Raw genomic sequence first — 21,639 nt, forward strand, 5'->3', positions numbered from 1 at the left:
CCAACAAACATTACCACCCCCTCAACCCCAACCCAATAAAGGAACCAACTATGCCAGCAGAAAAAGGCAGCGCCTTTCTTCTTAAAATCGGTGACGGGCAGGACCCGGCGACCTATTCGACCATTGCAGGGCTACGGACGACGCAGCTGTCGGTGAACGGCGAACCCGTGGTGATCACCAACAAGGATAGCGGCGGCTGGCGAGAGCTTTTGTCCGGCGCGGGGATACGCTCTGTTTCGGTATCGGGGGCCGGGGTGTTCACGGGTTCCGACGCCGAACTGCGGATCAAGAACCATGCGCTGGCCGGACTGATCGATGCTTATGAACTCAGCTTTGAAAGCGGCGATCGGATGCGCGGTGATTTTCTGGTCACGCGGCTCGACTATAGCGGCGATTATAATGGCGAACGCAGTTATACGCTGAGCCTCGAAAGCTCCGGCGCGGTTTCTCATGTCTGAGCGCGCGAATAGCCTGCGCGGCGAGGCCGAGCTATTGGTCGGTGATCGGCGGCTCATTTTGCGCCCCAGTTTCGCAGCATTGGTGGCCGCCGAAGAAGAGCTGGGCTCGCTATTTGATCTGGTCGAACGGGCCGCAAACGGACGGTTGATGCTGTCGGAAGTGGCGGGGCTTTTCTGGCATGTGATCCGGGATCGACCAGCTGACCTGACGCGCAATCAATTGGGCGAAGCGATGATGGCGCTGGGGCTGGCAGGGGTGACGCCTGTCCTCAAAATCCTGCTCAAACAGATATTGCAGGGACGGTAATGGCAATCCCGTATCCCTGCGAAGGCAGGGATCCATCTCCTGATCCATCGGCGATCAGCAACGGCATTGGTGAGCGCCAGTCTCCGAGTAAGAGCACCCCCTCTCCGGTGCCGTCAGGTGCAATGGCAAGAGATGGGCTCCTGCCTGCGCAGGAGCACTGCGGCTTCCGCACCTCAGCCGCCCGCCTCGCTGGACTGATACCCGCCACTATCGGCTGGACGCCCGATCAGTTCTGGACCGCAACGCCCGCTGAACTTGCCGCGATCCTTGTCGCGCTATCGCCAGCGTCGCCAGCATCGGCAAGCACACAACCGCTGGACAAAATCCAACTCCAAAAACTGAAAGAAACCCTCGATCATGGATGAAGAAATTGAACGTCTGGTCATTGCTGTCCAGGCCGATACCAACGGATTTGCCAGAGATGTCGCGGACATGAAGTCTCAGCTGGATGGGCCGCTTGCCAGCGGCATGGAGCGTGCCGGTTCGGCTCTGGAAACCAGTCTGAGCCGAGCGATCCGTCGCGGGTCGCTGGATTTCCAGGATCTGAAAGGCGTCGCGCTGTCGGTCATGGCGGATATTGCGAATGCGGCGGTCAATAGCGGCATCGGCAGCTTGCTTGGAGGCGGTGGCGGCAAGGGTTTGCTTGGTCTGGGAACTTCGATACTCGGCGCTGCTCTGGGCGCACCGGGGCGAGCAACTGGCGGTCCTGTTGCCGGCGGCCGTGCCTATATGGTTGGCGAACAGGGACCCGAATTGTTTGTGCCAACCGCAGCGGGACGGATTGAACCCCATGGCGCGAGCGCCGCTGCACCAAATGTCCGTTTGACCATCAATATCTCGGACAATGGCCAGAGCAGCGCCCCCGACCAGATGCGGCGATCCAGCCGGCAAGTGGCCCGCGCGGTGCGCAGTGCGCTGGCCTATCGGGAGGGCTGAACCCATGGGTTTCTGGCTGGCGAACAAACGCACCTCACAGCAGACAAATTTTATTCAGCGGTTCGATCCGCGCTTCTGGACCGTCAATTTTCCGCGCCCGATGATGGCATCCGTAGTGACCACCGCGCCGGATGCGCTGCGTGTGGATGCGGTTTTCTATAATTCGGATGATCTGGCGGGGCTGATCTGGGACAGTGAAGACACGCTCGATCATCCGCTGCTCGCTTATGAGACAAGCCGCGATTATGCGCGGCTCAGCCTGCAGTTTCACTGGCGCTCTTCGGGGATCATGCCGCTGGATCAAGTCAACGGTCCGACCCTGACGATTGAGGGTCGGGATGCGGCGGGCAATCCAAAATCCTGGTTTGTCCGGCTGTGGAACTATGCCAGCGGCACGCCGACCGACGCGACCATCAATCTGGAATTTTCCAGTCTGGACGGCGGTTTTCTGCTGCCGGGAGAAGCGGACCCGGTCCACCCGCAGGATATCGACCGGATGTTTATTTCAATCATACCGCCGGACTATGATGGCGCGGGCACGCGCTATGACACGCCCCAGATCGGTTGGGTCGAGATGAGCAAGATCAATGCCGATGGCGGCGGCGCGATTCTGGAAATTGGCGATATCTTGGTGCCGGAAAACGGCCTGTCCATGGCCACAGGCTATGACGACAGTTTCAACCAGACGCCAGAACGCCTGCTGCGGTCGATCCGCGCGCTCGGCTATCGCGGCGCGATCAACCATTATGTCGGGATGAGCCACTATTTCCGGCTCGAGACCAATGGCGCAGGGCTCTATGTCAGCCTGTCCGTGCCGCGGCCCGGAGAGGAATTTGCGGCGATCAATCAGCCTTGCACCGCATGGCACCGCGATTTCGTCACGCGAGCGGAGGCGATGGATTTCACGGTCATATTCTCGTTATCCTACGAGCTGTTCGACGCCCATTGCTGGAACAATTGGAAACAGCGGGCAGAAAATGGACAACCGGCGCTCACTGGCTGGGTGCCACCATCAACCTTGCTGTCGCCCGCACGCCGGCCAGCGATGCGTTATTTGCAGGCCGTTGCCAGGGCCTTCACGGCCATTGCCCGCGATGCTGGTGCGGCAATCCAGTTTCAGGTTGGCGAACCATGGTGGTGGATCATGCCGGAGGATGGCCGTATCTGCCTCTATGACGCAGCGGCTAAAGCGGCCTTTGGTGACGCGCTGGTCAGCATATCGGACATACGCGGGCCGAAAACGGCGGCGCAAAAGGCGATGCTGGATATGGCTGGCGCGATGCTGGCGCAGTCGACCGCTGATCTCGTCGCTGCGGTCAAGAATGAAGCACTGGGTGCGCCGGTTGAAACGTTCCTGCTCGCCTATCTACCGACCATATTGGATGAGGCGGCACCGGAAGCAAAGCGCGCCAATCTGCCAGTGGGCTGGGCCAGTCCCGCTTTCGATATCCTGCAGCTGGAGGATTATGACTGGGTGATTGCCGGCGATCAGTCCGCCACCCAGCGTGGTATCGATCTGGCGACCGAGCGGCTCAGTTATCCGATGGATCGGCAGCAATATTTTTCCGGCTTTGTGCTGCAAGCCGAAGACAGTTTCATCTGGGCCAATATGGTGGATGCCGTTGCCGCCGCACGAGCCCGCGGCACGCCCGATATCTTCATCTGGGCGCTGCCACAGGTCGCCCGAGACGGCTTTACCTATTTTCAGGAACAGGAGGACGATATGAACGCCTTTGACGATGTGCAATTCCCGATTGCAATCGGTAGCGGTGCGACGGTTTCGCCGCGCTTCTCAACCGATATTGTCACAACCCTTTCCGGTCATGAAAAACGCAATAGCGATTGGGCAGACGCGCGGCTGGAATTTGACGCCGGGCCGGGTGTGCGGTCGGAAGAGGAATTGCGGACATTGATCGCTTTTTTCCGCGGGCGGCGCGGCGCGGCGAAGACGTTCCGGTTTACCGATCCCTATGACCATAGCAGCCGTGATATGGTCGATCCGCCAACCCCAACCGATCAATTTATTGGGATTGGCGATGGCAATCAGAGCCGCTTTCAACTGGTCAAAAATTACGGCGAAGCAGGGGACGAGACAGAAACGCAGCAGCGGCTGATCACGCGGCCGGTGCCCTCGTCCATACGCGTTTCTGTTAACAGCACACTGGTCAGCAACTGGTCCTTAGGCCCGCTCGGACAGGTCGTTTTTGATAATCCGCCACCAGTGGATGCTGAGATCAAGGCTGGTTTCCTGTTCGATGTTCCAGTGCGCTTTGCCGACGATCAGTTAAACGTCAGTGTTCATAGCTTTTTGGCAGGAGAAATTCCCGAGGTCCGCCTTATCGAAGTGCGGGAAACGCCATGAGCATCGCCTGGCTGGACCTCCCGCTGACCACCAGCTGCTATGCCTGGCGACTGGAGCGAGCGGACGGTGTCACATTGGGTTTCGTGTCACATGACCGTGACCTTATCATCGATAGCTTGCGCTACCGCGCCGCGCCGGGAATGGTGCCTTCGACCATCGCGCTATCCGACAGTCTGGAGATGGACAGCGTCGATATTGAAGGCGTGATGACAAGCGCAGCCATTTCCGAGGCCGACTTGATGTCCGGCCGCTGGAATGGAGCCATGTTGTCGATATCTTTCGTCAACTGGGAAAGTCCGACAGAGGACCCGCTCCATTTGATAAGCGGCGAATTTGGTGAGATCACGCGTTCCGGCGACGCTTTTCGTGTGGAAATGCTGGGCGGAACATCTTTTCTTGACGAGGCGATCGCGCCGCTGACCTCTCCCACATGCCGTGCGCGGCTAGGTGACCGGGCCTGCAAGGTCAGCCTGGCAAAGCATCAGGCTGAGATGAAAGTGACACAGATTGCTGACAGCTCCCTCGAATTTTCTGAATTGGGCGGACAGGCAGCCGATTACATCTTCGGCGAGCTGCGCTGGTTGAGCGGGCAAAATTGCGGCCTCAGCTTTGCGATTATCGGAGGCGAAGGTGATACGATCCAGCTGGCTGAACAACCGGCGCAACCCGTGTCGATCGGAGATCGGGCGCTTTTAACCGCTGGCTGCGACAAGAATTTCTCAACCTGTCGGGACCGATTCCAAAACAGCATAAATTTTCGTGGTGAGCCGCATCTACCCGGCAATGACCTGCTCACCCGCTATCCAGGAGCATGATCAATGGCATCAAATGATTCTGAAACCGACCATTCCGGCATGATTGCTGAAATGGCATTGCAACTTTGTGGCAGCGATTTTCGCTTGCATGGGCGCAGTGCGGATCACGGTCTCGACTGTATCGGGCTTGCGGCACAATGTCTGGCTGCTGCTGGTATCCAGTGTGATATACCCACTGGCTATTCTATCCGTAGCGGGTCGGTGGAGCAGATCGAAGAGGCCATGTCATTGGCTGGATTTACCGCTTTGTCGCCTGGTAACCCAGAGCAAGAGGGCGACATCATACTGGTGCGTCCCAGTCCGATTCAATGGCATCTGATGGTCAAGACCGAAGATGGTTTTGTCCATGCCCATGCCGGGCTTGGTCAGGTGGTTTTTACGCCAGGTGCAACGCAATGGCCGATAGAAAAGATCTTCAGATTGACGGAGCGCTAGATGGCAACTTTGGTTTTGACCGCCGTGGGTACAGCGTTGGGCGGGCCTATTGGTGGTGCGCTGGGCGGGCTGCTGGGGCAGCAATTTGACCAGAACATTCTCTTCAAGCCCAAAAGTGTAGATGGGCCGCGCCTACAGGAACTGGCGGTGCAGACATCCAGCTATGGATCACAGATCCCCCGTATCTTCGGTAAGATGCGGGTGGCGGGTTCCGTCGTGTGGGCCACCGACCTGAAGGAAACAAGAGAGACAAGTGGCGGCGGCAAGCGTCGCCCGCGCAGCACGACATACAGCTATTCCGCAAGTCTAGCAGTTGCACTGTCCAGTCGGTCCATCAAAGCGATTGGACGGATCTGGGCGGACGGGAAAATTTTGCGCGGTAAAGCCGGTGATTTCAAAACCGAAACAGGTTTTCGCTTTTATAATGGCCATGAGGACCAACGCGTCGATAGTCTTATCGCCAGTGTTGAAACTATGGCCGGTACACCGGCCTATCGCGGACTCGCGCTAGCGGTTTTTGAGGACATGGATCTAACCGACTATGGCAACCGCATCCCGTCGCTGACTTTTGAAATCATTGCGGATGACGGGACGGTAAGCCTTGGGATCATTCTCGATGATATTTCGGGGGAAAGGATATCGGCATCGGCAGATCAGGCGCTTGACGGATTTTCCGCTGCTGGACCGAACCGCCGTGAGGTTTTGAACTTGATCAGCGATAATTATTCCCTGTCTTTTCAAACCAAAAGATCGGGAATGATAGCGTCAAAGTCACGCGAACTGGATCCCGATCACACAATATTGGCGGTGAAAGACACGCTATTGTCGGTGCATAATGATCACGCTGTAGATCCTGCCGAATCGCAGATAGTGCCAGAAACGAAATTGCCTCGGCAATTTGCCTTGCGCTATTATGATCCAGAGCGAGATTATCAATCCGGCCTCCAAAATGCATTCCGGCCCGGGCAAAGCCGGGTCGTGCGCAATCGCGACTTTCCAGCGGCGATGTCGGCCGGGCAGGCAAAGCGGCTTGCGCACGCGAAACTATGGTCGCTTTATCAGGAGCGTGCCACTGCACAGGTGCACATAGCAAGAACAGTACAACCGGTATCACCAGGGGCTTTTGTCCGGATAGATGATAGCGATGACATTTGGTCGGTACGCAATGTGGAACTGAACCGTTCGAGCATGGCTCTAGGTCTATCGAAAGCGACCAGCATTTTGGCGGTTGCAGACAGGCCCACAGACAATGGCCGTCCGATCAGGGAACAGGATGCGCTGGCTGGGCCCACACGTCTAGCGCTTGTCGATCTGCCATTTGCTATCGAAGCGCCAACTCAACCATCCGACCGCGCGAAACTTTATGCCGCTGCGGCGGGAAATGTGGGATGGCGTAATGCGCAGCTATATGCTTCGAGCACCAATGGCAGCGCGACGGATTATATCGGACAGGTTGCTGCACCAGCGATCATAGGTACGGCTGAGGGGGCCTTGGGATCGAGCGGTCACCATATAATCGATCGGAAGAATCGCTTGGTCGTGCAATTGCACAACCGAACTATGATGCTCAATGATGCAAATAGCGAGCAATTGTGGAACGGCAATAATATGGCGGCTGTCGGTGAGGAGCTGATCCAGTTTGGCTTTGCCGAACCAATTGGCAATGGCCGCTATCTGCTGTCCCATTTATTGAGAGGCTTGGGCGGTACAGAGCATGAAATGGATAGGCATGCTACCGATGAGGATTTTGTCCTTTTGGATGGCCCTGGTTTGACCAAGATTGATGATCGGCATTTTACGCCATTTCAACCCTTTGAGTTGACTGTGATCGGGCGAGGAGACGCGGCGCCAGTGCTGCAATCGATCGACCTGCCGGGACGCGCCCTAAAGCCATGGTCTCCGGTACACCCACGGCATCGTTTCACGGTGAATGGAGACTTGGAAATCGACTGGACCCGGCGGTCGCGCGCCGGATTGCTATGGCCCGATCATATCGAAACACCATTGGCGGAAGAAACGGAACGTTACCGCGTGTCAGTCAACCCCAGCCTCGTGCACGAACCAAGGCAACCATCAATCACCATCTCGGCCGATGTCGTTCAAGAATATCGGGAATCGGGGGTGAGTATCTTGTCGCTCGAGATCCGGCAAATCGGCCGTCACAACATCTCGGAACCACTGTCTCTCGCCATTGCCATCTAGGCGCAATCACCCCCGTCCGAATATGTCAAATCAAAGGAACGCAAATGACAATATTTGAAACCCCCCGCTTTTCATTGCCCCTATTGGCTGCCGGTCAGGCGCATAAGGAGCTATTTCACAATGAGGCACTGCTTTTACTTGATTTTCTGGTTCATCCGGTCGTTCAGGCCATTGTCGATGATCCGCAGATATTGGTACCGGAGGCTGGACAATGTTGGCTGGTCGGACCTTCCGCCGTTGCAGAATGGAGCGGCAAAGACAAGCAGATTGCCGGATGGTCATCCGGGGGATGGCATTTCATTAAACCACAGGAAACAATGAAGATTATGGTATTGGAGGCTCAGCAATTAGCGATTTACAAAAATGATGCCTGGCAGTTTGTGGATGGCGTGAATGCACCAACTGGCGGTGAAAAAATTGATCAGGAAGCGCGATCCGCGATTGATTCGATTTTGGAAATTCTAAGAATAGTAGCGATTTTACCTCGAATACCCTGAGACAAATCCGATTATGGCTAACAATTTACCCTGATTGCAGCACCTTAGAGGGCATTTTTTCAGTTAAATCACGAAAATGGCGACATTTTCGCAACAGTTACACGATTTGTCGGCTTGCACTGCTCTAGGGGACAGGTTACAAAGCGCCGTGAATTCAGAACCTAAATGAGAAGGGGAATATAAATGCGGAAGCTTGCCTTAGGATTGGCTCTTGCCTCCACGGCCCTCGCTTCACCTGCCCTGGCCCGCGACGGCCAATGGTATGTTGGCGTAGAAGGCGGCGCAATGCTGGTTGAGGATATTACGTCCGACATTGGCACGAATGATAATGCATCAGAAGTAGATCATGACGCCGGTTATGATTTTGGTGGTATCGTCGGTTATGATTTCGGCGGTTTCCGTCTGGAAACAGAAGTTGCTTACAAAATGGCAGCGGCTGATCGACTTCAGATCGGTGCACCAGGAATTCCTACCAATGCGAACGGAACCGGAACTTTCGCAGGCGTCACGGACATTAACGGCGAAGTTAATGCTCTGAGCTTCATGCTCAACGGCATGCTGGACTTCGGTGACGATGACGGCATTCAAGGCTTTGTTGGCGGCGGTGTTGGTGTGGCTCGTACCGAGATTACCAACATTTTTGCTGGCCCTTACCTTGACGATTCCGACACCGGTTTCGCTTGGCAGGCCATTGCGGGTATCCGCGCGCCATTGAGTGATAGCTGGGACGTTGGTCTGAAATATCGTTTCTTTAACGCGGACAAAATCGATCTTGTTGATCAGGTTGGTAACGATGTCAGCACCCGTCTGCGTACCCATTCTATCTTGGGTAGCTTGATCTATAACTTTGGCGGCGAGCCGGATGCACCACCACCGCCTCCACCTCCGCCACCGCCACCACCGCCTCCACCACCACCGCCGCCTCCACCGGCTGCTGTGTGTGCACCTGGACCGTATATTGTGTTCTTTGACTGGGATCAGTCAGACATCACACCAGAAGCTGCTACAGTTCTGGACAACGCGGTTACGGCTTATGGTGATTGTGGTTCGGCTCAGGTTATGTTGGCAGGTCACGCTGATAAATCTGGCTCCGCCAGCTACAACGTTGGTCTGTCTCAGCGTCGTAATGCTTCGGTTCGGGCTTATCTCGAATCACGCGGCATCAGCGGCGGAGCGATCTCCAGCGAAGCCTTCGGTGAATCGCGCCCTCGCGTTGAAACCGCAGACGGCGTTCGCGAGCCACAGAACCGGCGTGTTGAAGTTATGTACGGTCCTGGTTCAGGAAACTAATAACTTCGCCACTCGAGTTAATGAAAAGGGCTGGTCTTCGGGCCGGCCCTTTTTGTTTGGGGGTCTGCCTGTGGGTTAGGCGGAGATTGCAATATTGCAGTCCGCTTTCCATCAATTCCATTGATACTTGACCGAAAGATGTAATTCATCCTTCATGGTCAAGAAGGCCATGACCCGTTTTTCAAAGATAAACCGGAAGAACGCGGACGGCTATAATCCGCATTATCAACGCCATCATCTGATACCCTTGCAAGCGGGCTCCATTGATGATGTTGCTGTTCCGCTCCATCGAGAGATGGAAGGTGGTTTCGATTTTGATGACTTTGACAAGAACGGCATTTTGCTGCCTTCCAACGAACGCGTCGCACTGCAAACAGGGCGCCCGCTTCATCGCGGACCCCATCCGCGTTACAATGAATTGGTCATTGATCGTTTGCTGCTCATCATCAAATTAAGTGAGCAGATCGAAAGTCTATTTCAGCGCCAATCATTTTTTCGATTCAGGGTGAGCTTGCTGCAGTTTACGCTTCGGCGAGCGCTGTTGGGCAGAAATATGGCAACCCTCCGTCTAAACAAACGAGATCCCGGAGTGACGTCTGAAGCGTTCCGTGATTTGGACGATTGTGTCGATATATTATGTGTGCAAACACAATGGCCGCCCGTTAAATAGGCGCTGTTTAACCCAAAAGGCTTTCGAATAGCCTTAGGCCGTCTGATCCACCATGTTTGCTGTCAATGGCTCGTTCGGGATGTGGCATCATACCAAGGACATTGCCGCGCTCATTCAAGATACCAGCAATATTTCGCACCGATCCATTGACATTGTCAGTGTAGCGAAAAGCTATTTGATCCCTATCTTCCAGATCGTTCAGACAATCATCATCGGCGAAATAATTACCATCATGATGGGCGACGGGAATAGTGATAGTCTCATCTTTTGCATAGCCGGATGTGAACACAGAACGGTTCTGTCCGACCGACAGTGCTACATCCTTGCAGATAAACTCGATATTCTCATTGCGCATCAGCGCACCAGGTAACAGGCCAATTTCTGTTAAAATCTGGAATCCGTTGCAAACGCCGAGTATCTTTACCCCTTTTTCAGCAGCCTGCACGACCGATCCAATGATATTCGCTCGAGAGGCCATCGCACCGGATCGCAGATAGTCGCCATAAGAAAAGCCCCCCGGAATTGTGATTATGTCGAGGTCGTCTGGCAACGCGCTATCGCCGTGCCAGACCATATGCGGCTTCTGCCCAGTTACAGTTTCCAGAGCGACAGCCATATCGCGATCGCAGTTGGAACCAGGAAAGACTAAAACAGCTGATTTCATGGGTCAGGCTTCTCGTGCGGCTTGATCGGTCGGCCTCTCAATCTCGAAATTCTCGATCACTGTGTTGGCCAGCAGTTTTTCGCACATTTTCTCGATATCGCTATCACTCGTCCCGTCATCCACATCAAGTTCGATGAGCTTTCCGGCGCGCACATCATTAACCCCTTTAAAGTCCAAGCTTTCCAAAGCATGATGAATGGCTTTTCCCTGAGGGTCGAGGACACCGTTTTTTAGTGTCACGAATATTCTTATCTTCATGGATCTCGCTCTTTTGAGTGGCCGACAGGATGCGCTATTTCCTATAGCGCCGTCGTCACAGGGAGCAAGAGATGGTTATGATCCGATGATCGGAATAATTACCATAATCCGATCAAGATCAGAAAAATTTAGCAAATTTGAAATTCACCCGGTGGCGGTTCATTTGATACAGGTCGTAATTGCTGTCGACACGTGAATAGTTATAATCGATGGACGGCGAGAATCCGAGCACCTTGATCTTGCGACTACCAATATAAGCTCTTGCGAAGCTGCGCCAATCATTGCGCTTTTCCGTTGAATAGAGCTGTATCGCCTCGTCATATTTTGAACGACTGACGCTTCCGGAAATACCGGCATTCAAACCGAAGGGTAGCTCACCACCAACGCCGACATTAACACCATAGTTGATACTCGAAAACCCGTCCGAATTGAGCAAGTCGCGGCGGGTAAAGACGCTTGCGGAAGCGATCAGTGATTTTCCAATTAGATGCTCATAGGTAACATTCGCGCCCAATTGCCAGCCACTGAAACTATCGCTTAGCTTTGAGTCCTTGCGGCGACCGTCCAGCTCGATGCCAATTCTCTGACCTTGGCTGAGCGCGGCCTGAAAGCCCAGCCGCCCTCCATATTCCCGTGTAGCCAGCTTTCCACCAAACCACCGTTGCTGACCGACGGCTTGCAAAGAAACGCTGGCATAGCGCGCAATCCGAAATTCCGGACCAGCCGCAATTTGCCCAACAATGTCATCAGCATCCTTGCCGCGATAGTTGATGACTTTGCTGTCAGCATCGAACAGAAAAGCGAGCTTATCGCTGGCTTTCAAGCGAACACCGCCAGAGAAACCGGCAATTTGTCCAACCCCGGATTTTCGCCGTGCATTTTCATCTAGCTCCAGTTCGCCTTGCGCATCGCCGAGCACGGGAAAAATCGCACCAAAATTGACGTCAATTGTTTCGGCATTGGTTGCACCGTTGATATTGGTATCAGGAGCGAAACCGAAATCAAAACTGAACCGCCAAACCCGCTGATCTCTTAAAATGCTGCGGGTATTGCGGATCGTCCGCGCTATTTCATCCGGCAGATTTTCGTCATTTTGCGCCAGACGAAAATGATAATCTGCACTCGCTTCTTTTCCGCTCATTAGATAGGCTCTTGCGAGCTCAAGCCGCACTCTTGTTTGACCAGGGTTATTGTCCAGAATTGACCGAAAATTCTTGATGGCTGTTTTCAGTTCGCCGGTCTCTACCGCAATGTAACCAGCAAGAAATTGCTGTTGCATTTGCAGATGCGGTACCTGGCCCAACGCCTGAACGAGCGGAAGGGCGCGGTCATATTGTCCAGCTTGGACCAGCGCTTCGGCTTTGGCCAGTAACTGCGCCGGGGTGATTTGAAAGCGACATGTACCAGCGGTATCGCATCTTGGTTTTGCCGCTGGAGCTACCACATCAACCACGGCTTCGGCATCCGCATCTTCACCTATTCCCGCTTCAGCAGATGCGGGAACCGCGCATAGCGAGGTGGCGAGCCCACTTCCCAAAAGAAACGCTCGTTTTTTTGCAGCCTGTATGGACATGTTAGCCTCTAGTTGCCGCGGCCGACAAAGGTTCCCAATATATCAATACGCTCATCTGGCGTTCCGCCGACAATACGGTATCCGCCGCCAATTTCCTCGCCATTGGGACCATAGAACGCGCCGTCGATGCTCGATCCAGCAATGTTCACGTCGAGGCGAGCCCCGCCGGGATTCACAAACCAGGCTTCGTTAAACTGACCAAAAAAACCGCCAGCTGCTACGAGGTCAATCTGGCCTGCGCCATTGGCGCGAAACTGAGCATTCTCCAGCACACTTTGTCTTCCACTAGTGCCATCGAATAAGGGTGCACCAACGGTACCGTCGAGCGATAAGGCGAATGTGTTGGCACCAAAATCCACATTGGTTGTTGCCCGTCCGGCTATCCATTGGAAATAGGTATCCCTATTGCCTAGTAAATCGGGTTGATCATTAAAGACCATCGACGCGAGCATTGTGCCCTCAAACGAACCGGTGCCGCTGGTTGGTACGTTGTCATTGGCGCTTAGCTCTCCATAAGCAAATGCACCGCGTTCAAATGTATTCTGTTGCCCGGGATGCTGCGCAACGGTAATTCCGTCTGCCTGTATGAAATCTCGCTGCGTTACGCTGGCCGTATTTCTCAAATACCCTGCAAAAGTAACATATTGTGTTTCAGTTCCTGGTGTTTGGTAGAAAAAAGTGGTGGAGTCATAGCTGCCAGGGGCAGAAGGGTCGATGAGATCAAAGACAAATTCTCCAGGTATCCTGCGGTCGAAAACCACATTGTCGCTAGCTCCAGATTCTAGATAGTTGATACCGGGAAGATTCCACTGGGCAGATCCCAAATTGGGAGTGCCAAATTGAGGCTCGATTGCTCCTCCAAAATTGGTACGGTGCAAGGGGTCTTGAAATCGGCTTGCGCCCGATGTTCCTGCTAGGCCGTTGCTGAAACTCACATTAAAGATTGCATCGCGCGGATTATAATCAATGCTGAGATTGCTATTGCGAACGGTTGTCGCATTCCCTTGATAGAGCTGACCATCTTGACGGGCTATCCGCGTTGCATAGCTGCCATCTGGATTTAGAACCGGGTTCCCATCTGCATCGAACGCCATCAAGTCGGGCCCTGCGTCGTACGAATAGCTATGGGAAGAACCAACAGCGATATAAGTTCTCTGCTCAGTCGGATTGACAAAACTATGTGTCTCTCCGCTACCGTCGCCGGAACCGCCGCCAACAGTGGGTGGTGGCGCTGCGCTGCCGGCAGATTGGGGGCCGGCACCGCCGCATGCGGCAAGCATTGTTGTACTGGCTAACAAGATCAAAAGACGCATCGGACAAATTCCTCACATGAGTTCCACATGAGGGCGGTGCTATCAGTCTAATGGTTAAATTCGCGTAAACCATCGCGCTACTTTAAGGCTGCATAGCCCGCCCTTTCCGCGGACAATGCACACCATCATTTAAGAATAGCCCGAAAAGCTATGGTTACTTTCCGCGCTTTTTCCGTTCACTATCCAGGTCGAGTACTTCACTCAGCCCTCCTTCCGGAAGGAGGCCCATGCGCCGGGCAACCTCTTGATATGCCTCAGCTTCTCCGCCAAGATCACGGCGGAACCGGTCCTTGTCCAGCTTTTCGTTCGTCTCGATATCCCATAGTCGGCAACCATCTGGACTGATTTCATCGGCCAAGATGATGCGCGAAAAATCACCGTCAAAAAGCCGGCCAAATTCCAGTTTGAAATCTACCAATTTTATTCCGATTCCCGCAAACATACCCGCCATAAAGTCGTTTATGCGGATCGCCATGGCCGAAATATCCTGCATTTCTTCCTGCGTCGCCCAACCGAAACAGGCAATATGCTCTTCTGCCACAAGCGGATCACCCAGAGCATCATCCTTGTAGCAATATTCGAGCAGCGTGTGCGGTAGCGGTGTACCTTCTTCAATGCCCAGGCGTTTGCTCAAAGAGCCAGCGGCGACATTGCGCACGATGACTTCAATCGGAACAATCTCTACCTGTTTCACCAATTGTTCGCGCATATTCAGGCGGCGAATGAAATGGCTGGGAATACCAATATGGTTGAGCAGCGTAAAAATATGCTCGCTTACCCGGTTATTGATCACGCCCTTGCCGTTGATCGTGCCCTTTTTTTCGGCATTGAAGGCTGTTGCATCATCCTTGAAATATTGAATGATAGTGCCTGGCTCTGGTCCTTCATAGAGGATCTTGGCCTTGCCTTCGTAAATTTGGCGACGACGGGACATATTATGTTCCTACTCACAGGAAGAAGCTTAGAAAAACCAAGCCCCGATCGTGCGAATCAAGCGGACTCGAACAAATCGGGGCAACTGGTCTCTTCTATAAGCCAAAGCATGGGGCGGTGCAATCAATCCTCTGTCGGTGACGGAGGTTCGATTTTTCGGCCCCAGAATGTGCGGTCCGCTCCCTTGAACCGGCGGCGCAAATAGATGACCAAGGCCAGAAGCACTATCCAGGGGAGCGTGACCGTCAATATTGTTATCAGTGCGCCGATAGACGATCCCAACATACTTGAAATATTGTTCCATGCGCTTCGGATAGGAGCGGTGAAGCTACCCGCACCGGGCGCGTTTGATTCATAGTTAACAATGACTTTGCTGAACGTAATCCGTCCCCGCATTTCGGCAAGCCAGCTGCGGGCTTTGTCAATTTCCTCGTTGACTTCTGTGACCGCTCGCTCAGCTCTCACCAGCTCTTGAACACTTCCGCTGCGTGTGCGAAGCAATTCGGTCAACCGTTCGGAAAGCAGCTCCCGGCTACGCAAACGCGCTTCAGTGTCGACAATCTGCTTGGACAGGTCTTCCCCCTCAATGGCTGTAGAGGCTTCATATCCACCAGCTTCCTCAACGATATCTGTAAGGCCGGTGCCGAACCCCTTGGCCTTGGGCGCTGCGACTTCGAGGTGAAGCATTGCATAGGCGTAGTTTGCCTCATCACCGCTGCGCCTTAAGTTGATGACACGGCAGATAGATGGGCCCTGTTCCTCGCAATAGCTGGCATGTTGCTTTTGGACTTTGGAAATCTCTCCCGCAGAAACGCGATATCCAAATTCGTAACTATAAGCGATTTGCGGTTTGGAAACGGGAATATCATTACTGTTTGCGGTGTCGTCTGGCGCTTCTGATGCAGTATTACTGGAAGACTGTACCTCAGCTTTTGCATTGTCACGGGCAATTTCGCTAGCTGAACGCGCGCGCGCCTCAAAAAAGCCAAATTGGTTCTCAGGAGCCGCTGCTTTATCTGAGTCTGCCGAAACATAATCGGCGGCCTCATATTCCGCTGAATATTCACTGCCGTCGCTACACGCAGTCAGAGCGCATAGAGCCACTACGCAAAAAAATGAAGTTCGCATAAGTCCCGTTCCTCTCTTCGGGGAGCCTCCAGAGCTATTGTAGCAACAATATATCGTCAACGATAAAACGTGTAGTATGAAAGATGAACAGATAATGGATCAAATTTTTACTGATAAAAGACAGACGCTTTCCTAAATCTGTTTCCATTTCACAAACTGCAGGGTCTTAAAATGACGAAATATACCACCATCGATGAGGTCATGGAAACACTCTATGATTGCATTTCCGGGCCGCCGGGCGGACAAGAATGGGAGCGTGACCGGGAAATCTATCATCCCAAGGCGCTGATCAATCGTACGCGGATCGTTGATGGCAAGCCGGTCATCTTTCCCTTCAGCTACGATGAATTTGTCGAGGCTACCATCCCGCTGCTGGCGGGGCGGTCGTTCTATGAGATTGAAATTGGCCGCAAGACAGATGTCTTCGGGCAGATCGCCCATGTCTATTCAACCTATGAGGCACGTGAAACACCCGACCATCCGGAGATCCAGTTTCGCGGTGTGAACATGGTGCATTTGTGGAATGACGGATCACGATGGTGGATCATGGCGATGATCTGGGACAATGAGCGTGAAGGCGTGGATCTGCCGAAAGAATGGCTTAGCCAATAATCCCTCTCCACAAGCGGAATCGACCCTGCTATCGCTCATCGCATGAGTGATGTAACCGATCCGCCCGAAGCGGCACCCGAAGATGAATTTGACGCGATAGTCGATGCTCCTTTTGATTCTGCTCTTTCCGAGCGATATCTGATCTATGCGATGTCGACGATCACGGCGCGGTCGCTGCCGGACCTGCGCGATGGGCTAAAGCCCGTGCACCGGCGCCTGCTCTGGGCGATGCGGTTATTGAAGCTCGATCCTTCACAGGGCTATAAGAAATGCGCGCGGGTGGTCGGCGATGTTATCGGTAAATATCACCCGCATGGCGACCAGTCGGTCTATGATGCGATGGTCCGTCTCGCTCAGAGCTTTGCGATGCGCTACCCGCTTGTCGATGGGCAAGGGAATTTCGGCAATATCGATGGCGATAATGCGGCCGCCTATCGCTATACTGAAGCGCGCCTGACACGCACAGCGATTGAGTTGATGCACGGGCTGGACGAAGGCACGGTCGATTTCAAGCCCACCTATAATGGCGAAGATGAAGAGCCGGAAGTCATGCCCGGCCTGTTTCCCAATCTGCTCGCCAATGGTGCGAGCGGGATCGCGGTTGGCATGGCGACCAGCATTCCGTCGCATAATGTAGCCGAAGTTATCGATGCCGCGACCTTGCTGATTGAACGCCCCAAGGCCGAACATGCGGAGATTATGGAGATCATCAAAGGGCCTGATTTTGCAACCGGCGGCACGCTCGTCGATCCGAAATCGGTTATCGACGCAGCTTATGAAAGCGGGCGCGGCGCGATGCGCGTGCGGGCCAAATGGGAGAAAGAAGACGCCGAAGGGCGCGGTGCCTGGCAGATTGTCGTCACCGAAATTCCCTATCAGGTGCAAAAAGGCAAACTGATCGAACAGATTGCCCAGATTATTGCCGACAAGAAACTGCCTATTCTCGCCGATATTCGGGATGAATCCGATGATCAGATCCGCATCGTGCTCGAGCCCAAAAGCCGGGCAGTAGACCCCGATGATCTCATGAACGCCTTGTTCCGGATGAGCGACCTTGAAAATCGCTTCTCGCTCAACATGAACGTGCTCGACAAGGATCGCACGCCCAAGGTCATGGGCATTGCCGAAGTATTGCGGCACTGGATCACCCATCAGATCGAAGTGCTGGTACGCCGTTCGCAGCACCGGATCGACAAGATTGATGCGCGGCTGGAGCTGCTCGAAGGCTATATCATTGCCTATCTCAATCTCGACCGTGTGATCGAGATTATCCGCAATAATGACGAACCAAAGCCACTTTTGATGGATGAGTTCAAGCTTAATGATCGTCAAGCCGAAGCGATCCTCAACATGCGGCTGCGATCCTTGCGCAAGCTCGAGGAAATGGAGCTGCGGACGGAGCGTGACAAGTTGCTCGAAGAACGTGATGGCCTGGCGAAGCTGATCGAAAGCCCGGCGCGCCAGAAGACAAGGCTGAAAAAAGACCTTGCTGCGATGCGTAAACTTTACGCCGAGGACACAGAATTGGGTGCTCGCCGCACCATGCTGGAAGAAGCAGCGCCAGCACGCGAAATTTCCCTCGAAGCCTTTATCGAGAAAGAGCCGGTTACCGTGATCATGTCACAGCGCGGCTGGATCAAGGCGATGAAGGGCCATGCTGATCTGTCCAAACCAGAATCCTTCAAATTCAAAGAAGGCGACGGGCCGAAGTTCGCTTTTCACGCCCAGACAACTGACAAACTGCTCATGTGCTGTAAAAATGGCCGCTTCTACACCATAGGCGCGGACAAATTACCTGGCGCGCGCGGCTTTGGTGAGCCGGTTGCCTCCATGGTCGATATGGATCCGGGAACGGAACCAATTGCGATGATGGTTGCCGACATGAAGGCGAAGCTGCTGATCGCCTCGTCATGGGGCCGCGGCTTTGTCACCAATATCGCCGATGTGGTTGCGGAGACCAAAAAAGGCCGTCAGGTCGTCAACCTGAAAGGCGACGCTAAATTGCTGGTCGTCCGACCGGTGCCCGAAGGTGCGGATCATGTCGCCGCCATTGGAGAGAACCGCAAGCTAGTGGTCTTTGCCCTGTCCGAAATGCCGGAAATGGCCAAGGGTCAAGGCGTCATGCTGCAACGCTATAAAGATGGCGGCCTGTCAGATGCGACCGTGTTCAAACTGGAAGAAGGCCTGAGCTGGGCCATGGGCGGCGATACTGGTCGGACCCGTACCGAAAATGACCTGACCATGTGGCGGGTTGCGCGCGGTGCGGCGGGACGACTTCCGCCTACGGGGTTCCCGAAGAGCGGTAAGTTTGATTAAGTTTTGTTTCGAGAAAAGCTTCCAGGCCATCGGCTGACAGATTGGCAAAATCCAACAGTGCCTCTGGCGACAGGCCGGTACGCGCACTAGCGGAAAGACCAGCCAGGGCGATCATTGTCAGATTGGCGACCCGCTTGCTTTTGTCAGGATATTCAGTGGCGACAAAGTCAGCAATATGAGATTCGGTCTCGCAGCGCTTTTCGAAACAGATGTCACTCGCACCATTTTCATAATTGCGGTGCGCGCCTTCCAGCACCATGCAACCGGCAGTCTCCCTGTTTCGACTGTAAATTTCAGCGCCTGAAATCAATATACCGCGCAGCCCTTCTCGTACAGATGAGCTGCTTTCGATGGCTTTGGCGATAAACTGACCCTCGCGCGCAGAATATCGCTCCACCACAGCATCAAACAGGCCGCGCTTATTACCAAAGGCCGCATAGAGGCTGGGTGGTTTCATTCCGAATTCAGCGGTCAGTTGAGCGATGCCAACACGGTCGTAGCCCTGCGCATGGAAAAGATGCTGGGCGCGGTCCAGCACTTTTTCCGTGTCAAATTTTCTAGGGCGTCCACGGCCTTTGGCCGCGGGTTGTGCTGCCGCGCTGCTCACAGATTTTTCTATTTTTTTAGTCATCGCTATAAATTTCTCTTGAATTTTAATTTTCGCTGTTTATGTAGCAATCACTACATTAATTGACAAGGACATATATCATGACAGATTTTACCAACAAGAATATCCTCGTAATGGGCGGTAGTCGCGGTATTGGCGAAGCCATAGTGAAGCGTTTTGCGAAAGACGGTGGCGATGTGACTTTCACCTATGCCCACTCATCTGATCGGGCCGAACAGCTTGCGGCGGAAACGGATAGCAAAGCTATGCAATCGGATAGTGCCGAGCGGGATGGCGTGATTGAAACGGTGAAACAATTAGGAGCGCTGGACGTCATCGTGGTCAATGCGGGTGTTCTGGAAATGGGTGATCCGTTGGAACTCGATCCCGATGCCATTGACCGGATGATCGATATCAATGTGCGCGCACCTTATCATGCCTTTGTCGAGGCAGGCCGGCAGATGAACGAAAATGGCCGGATGATCGTGATCGGTTCCACCAATGCAGACCGTATGCCCTTCCCTGGCGGAGCGGCCTATGCGCTGAGCAAATCAGCCATGAAGGGCATGGTGCAAGGGCTAGCCCGGGATTTCGGCGAACGCAGTATCACGGTAAATGCAATCCAGCCGGGGCCGGTTGATACCGAAATGAACCCAGCTGACGGCCCAATGAAAGATATGATGCATGGGTTCATGGCGATCAAACGGCATGCCCGTGCAGATGAAATCGCTGGGATGGCAGCTTATCTTGCCGGCGAGGAAGCGGGCATCGTCACAGGAGCGTCTCATACAATAGATGGCGGCTTCGGTGCCTAGATCCCGGGGCTAGTGATCCCATCTCCAAAGGAAAATCATTGTTCTGCCCCAACCGCCATCTCACGGGGACCGGGTGGAGCGATGGTTTTCTTGCCGCATCACATCATTCTGCATTCCACCTATTTTTTCATATACCATAGGGCATTCACGATAAGCCATTTTCCGTCAAAATTACCCATGTGGAAATAGTCGACAAACCACGGCGTTTCGAGCCGGACCGAAGCGGCGTTTCCGGTTACATCAAGAATTTTGCAGGTGCGGTCCCACTCGTCTGGAGGCGTTTTGAGCGCGCCCTGCTTAGTAAGAGAAACAAGCTCTTCTTTGCTCATCCGCCGCAACCCGAAGTTTTCATATTGCTGGTTTCCAATCACCGCTCTTTTGGCAAGGTCAGGGTGCAGCGACCGCGCTACCCTATCAGCATCTCCTTCAAGTTGTCCGTCGACATAATCGTGACAGGTCGCTTCAATGGCAGCGAGCGTTGCCGTATCTGCCCCGCTTGGCTGAGTTGCAGCCGTGGCTGCTGCGACAACAAGAGGAATGAATTCCATGATCTGACCTTTCCTTTGAAATCATATTATCGGTCTTAAACCTCATCCTTCTTCTGAAACGCCGGAAATTCTGCGCAAGCATCATAATCCGCCTTGACCATTGCATAGCGTTGGCCAATCCCGCCGGCGAACTCGGGATGGGTGAAGATGTAGAGGCGATCCGCCTCAACACATTGTGCCGTCCATTCGGCAACGTCGGCGGGATCGATCCCGCCATCGATAACCGCCGCCATCGCCTGAAATTGTGGATCGCTCTCACTTCCGCCGCCAGTGGGTTTGGTCAAGGCGCTCCGGTGGATATTCGTTTTCACCCAGGCCGGGCACAGTATACTGACACCGATATTGCTTGGCGCCAGTTCTTGCTTCAATGCTTCCGAATAACCGACAACGGCGAACTTGGTTGCGTTATAAGGTGCCATTCCGGGAGCGGCGCCATGGCCAGCCATGGACGCAGTGTTTATGAAATACCCGCCTTCGCCATGGCTCTGGATCAGCGGTGTGAATATCTCCACACCATGGGCAACACCAATCAGGTTGATTTCAACAATCCAGCGCCAGTCTTTCATATCGATTTCGCCAGGAACGCCGCCTAGGGCAACGCCGGCATTATTGACCACAATATGGACTTTGCCAAAACGATCAATTGTCGCCTTGGCTGCGGCGCGAACTTGCGCTTCATCCGCGACATCGCACAGGACCGTTTCAACATCGGCACCATCCGCGCTAAGCTCTGCGGCGGCCTGATTGAGCTTCTCTTCATCGATATCCGCTAACATGATCTTGACCCCTCGGGCCGCAAATGCATGTGCGATGGCAAGGCCGATACCCGCTGCCCCACCGGTTATAAAACTGACCATATCTTTGTTGATTTTCATATATCTATCCTTTGTGATCAGCTGG

At 53.9% G+C, this 21,639-nt stretch carries 23 protein-coding genes; 14 read left to right on the plus strand and 9 right to left on the minus strand.

Annotated features, from left to right (window positions below; translation table 11 throughout):
• The first annotated feature begins 50 nt into the window (after nt 1-50).
• From BS29_RS14935 to BS29_RS14985, 11 genes are all read left to right on the plus strand, one after another.
• Nucleotides 51-458 carry a phage tail tube protein gene (locus BS29_RS14935; RefSeq protein ID WP_229954433.1) on the plus strand — a complete coding sequence of 136 codons (408 nt, stop codon included), beginning with the start codon at nt 51-53 and terminating at the stop codon, nt 456-458.
• Complete coding sequence (locus BS29_RS14940; RefSeq protein WP_229954434.1) at nt 451-765, plus strand: gene transfer agent family protein; 315 nt, start codon at nt 451-453, stop codon at nt 763-765. Before BS29_RS14935 ends, BS29_RS14940 begins: the two co-directional genes overlap by 8 nt.
• Nucleotides 765-1,130: a phage tail assembly chaperone gene (locus BS29_RS14945; RefSeq protein ID WP_326838471.1), complete on the plus strand. Its 366-nt coding sequence runs from the start codon at nt 765-767 to the stop codon at nt 1,128-1,130. Before BS29_RS14940 ends, BS29_RS14945 begins: the two co-directional genes overlap by 1 nt.
• A complete protein-coding gene (locus tag BS29_RS14950; RefSeq protein WP_229954435.1) occupies nt 1,123-1,701 on the plus strand; it encodes a tail tape measure protein in 579 nt (192 codons plus the stop codon). Before BS29_RS14945 ends, BS29_RS14950 begins: the two co-directional genes overlap by 8 nt.
• 4 nt (nt 1,702-1,705) lie before the next feature.
• A complete protein-coding gene (locus tag BS29_RS14955) occupies nt 1,706-4,063 on the plus strand; it encodes a DUF2460 domain-containing protein (protein ID WP_229954436.1) in 2,358 nt (785 codons plus the stop codon).
• Nucleotides 4,060-4,878, plus strand: a complete 819-nt coding sequence (locus BS29_RS14960; protein ID WP_229954437.1) for a DUF2163 domain-containing protein — start codon at nt 4,060-4,062, stop codon at nt 4,876-4,878. The genes BS29_RS14955 and BS29_RS14960 overlap by 4 nt, the downstream gene beginning before the upstream one ends.
• A gap of 3 nt (nt 4,879-4,881) precedes the next feature.
• Complete coding sequence (locus BS29_RS14965; protein ID WP_229954438.1) at nt 4,882-5,313, plus strand: NlpC/P60 family protein; 432 nt, start codon at nt 4,882-4,884, stop codon at nt 5,311-5,313.
• Nucleotides 5,314-7,515 carry a phage tail protein gene (locus BS29_RS14970; protein WP_229954439.1) on the plus strand — a complete coding sequence of 734 codons (2,202 nt, stop codon included), beginning with the start codon at nt 5,314-5,316 and terminating at the stop codon, nt 7,513-7,515.
• Between the two features lie 44 nt (nt 7,516-7,559).
• Nucleotides 7,560-8,012: a DUF2793 domain-containing protein gene (locus BS29_RS14975; protein ID WP_229954440.1), complete on the plus strand. Its 453-nt coding sequence runs from the start codon at nt 7,560-7,562 to the stop codon at nt 8,010-8,012.
• A gap of 183 nt (nt 8,013-8,195) precedes the next feature.
• On the plus strand, nt 8,196-9,302 hold the full coding sequence (locus BS29_RS14980; protein WP_229954441.1) for an OmpA family protein: 1,107 nt from the start codon (nt 8,196-8,198) through the stop codon (nt 9,300-9,302).
• 169 nt (nt 9,303-9,471) lie between these two features.
• A complete protein-coding gene (locus BS29_RS14985; RefSeq protein ID WP_229954442.1) occupies nt 9,472-9,972 on the plus strand; it encodes an AHH domain-containing protein in 501 nt (166 codons plus the stop codon).
• A gap of 7 nt (nt 9,973-9,979) precedes the next feature.
• On the opposite strand, the gene purQ is transcribed toward BS29_RS14985, so the two are convergent.
• The 6 genes from purQ to BS29_RS15015 all read right to left on the minus strand — a co-directional run bounded on the left by purQ (nt 9,980) and on the right by BS29_RS15015 (nt 15,841).
• Complete coding sequence (purQ, locus tag BS29_RS14990; protein WP_229954443.1) at nt 9,980-10,636, minus strand: phosphoribosylformylglycinamidine synthase subunit PurQ; 657 nt, start codon at nt 10,634-10,636, stop codon at nt 9,980-9,982.
• Nucleotides 10,637-10,639: 3 nt separating this feature from the next.
• Complete coding sequence (gene purS, locus BS29_RS14995; protein ID WP_229954444.1) at nt 10,640-10,894, minus strand: phosphoribosylformylglycinamidine synthase subunit PurS; 255 nt, start codon at nt 10,892-10,894, stop codon at nt 10,640-10,642.
• Nucleotides 10,895-11,012: 118 nt separating this feature from the next.
• On the minus strand, nt 11,013-12,467 hold the full coding sequence (locus BS29_RS15000) for a surface lipoprotein assembly modifier (RefSeq protein WP_229954445.1): 1,455 nt from the start codon (nt 12,465-12,467) through the stop codon (nt 11,013-11,015).
• Nucleotides 12,468-12,475: 8 nt separating this feature from the next.
• Entirely contained in the window at nt 12,476-13,780 is a 1,305-nt protein-coding gene (locus tag BS29_RS15005; protein ID WP_229954446.1) for a HupA family protein, read from the minus strand.
• A 154-nt stretch (nt 13,781-13,934) separates the two neighbouring features.
• Entirely contained in the window at nt 13,935-14,714 is a 780-nt protein-coding gene (purC, locus tag BS29_RS15010) for a phosphoribosylaminoimidazolesuccinocarboxamide synthase (protein WP_229954447.1), read from the minus strand.
• A 122-nt stretch (nt 14,715-14,836) separates the two neighbouring features.
• Entirely contained in the window at nt 14,837-15,841 is a 1,005-nt protein-coding gene (locus BS29_RS15015) for a DUF4349 domain-containing protein (RefSeq protein ID WP_229954448.1), read from the minus strand.
• Between the two features lie 171 nt (nt 15,842-16,012).
• Here BS29_RS15015 and BS29_RS15020 point away from each other — a divergent pair, with 171 nt between their 5' ends.
• Together BS29_RS15020 and parC are read left to right on the plus strand one after the other, a co-directional pair.
• Nucleotides 16,013-16,453 (plus strand): hypothetical protein, encoded by a 441-nt coding sequence (locus BS29_RS15020; RefSeq protein ID WP_229954449.1) that lies wholly within the window; start codon nt 16,013-16,015, stop codon nt 16,451-16,453.
• A gap of 42 nt (nt 16,454-16,495) precedes the next feature.
• The gene (gene parC / locus BS29_RS15025; protein WP_229954450.1) at nt 16,496-18,769 is read left to right on the plus strand and encodes a DNA topoisomerase IV subunit A; all 2,274 of its coding nucleotides are present in this window, start codon (nt 16,496-16,498) and stop codon (nt 18,767-18,769) included.
• Here the strand turns inward: parC and BS29_RS15030 are convergent.
• Nucleotides 18,735-19,400 carry a TetR/AcrR family transcriptional regulator gene (locus tag BS29_RS15030; RefSeq protein ID WP_229954451.1) on the minus strand — a complete coding sequence of 222 codons (666 nt, stop codon included), beginning with the start codon at nt 19,398-19,400 and terminating at the stop codon, nt 18,735-18,737. The genes parC and BS29_RS15030 overlap by 35 nt on opposite strands.
• 77 nt (nt 19,401-19,477) lie before the next feature.
• Between BS29_RS15030 and bdcA the strand changes: the two genes are divergently transcribed.
• Nucleotides 19,478-20,191: an SDR family oxidoreductase gene (gene bdcA, locus BS29_RS15035; protein WP_229954452.1), complete on the plus strand. Its 714-nt coding sequence runs from the start codon at nt 19,478-19,480 to the stop codon at nt 20,189-20,191.
• Nucleotides 20,192-20,310: 119 nt separating this feature from the next.
• On the opposite strand, the gene BS29_RS15040 is transcribed toward bdcA, so the two are convergent.
• Complete coding sequence (locus tag BS29_RS15040) at nt 20,311-20,739, minus strand: nuclear transport factor 2 family protein (protein WP_229954453.1); 429 nt, start codon at nt 20,737-20,739, stop codon at nt 20,311-20,313.
• A gap of 35 nt (nt 20,740-20,774) precedes the next feature.
• The gene (locus BS29_RS15045; protein ID WP_229954454.1) at nt 20,775-21,614 is read right to left on the minus strand and encodes an SDR family NAD(P)-dependent oxidoreductase; all 840 of its coding nucleotides are present in this window, start codon (nt 21,612-21,614) and stop codon (nt 20,775-20,777) included.
• Nucleotides 21,615-21,639 lie beyond the last annotated feature (25 nt).

The organism is Parasphingorhabdus litoris DSM 22379 (assembly GCF_020906275.1).
GTDB classification, from domain to species: domain Bacteria; phylum Pseudomonadota; class Alphaproteobacteria; order Sphingomonadales; family Sphingomonadaceae; genus Parasphingorhabdus; species Parasphingorhabdus litoris.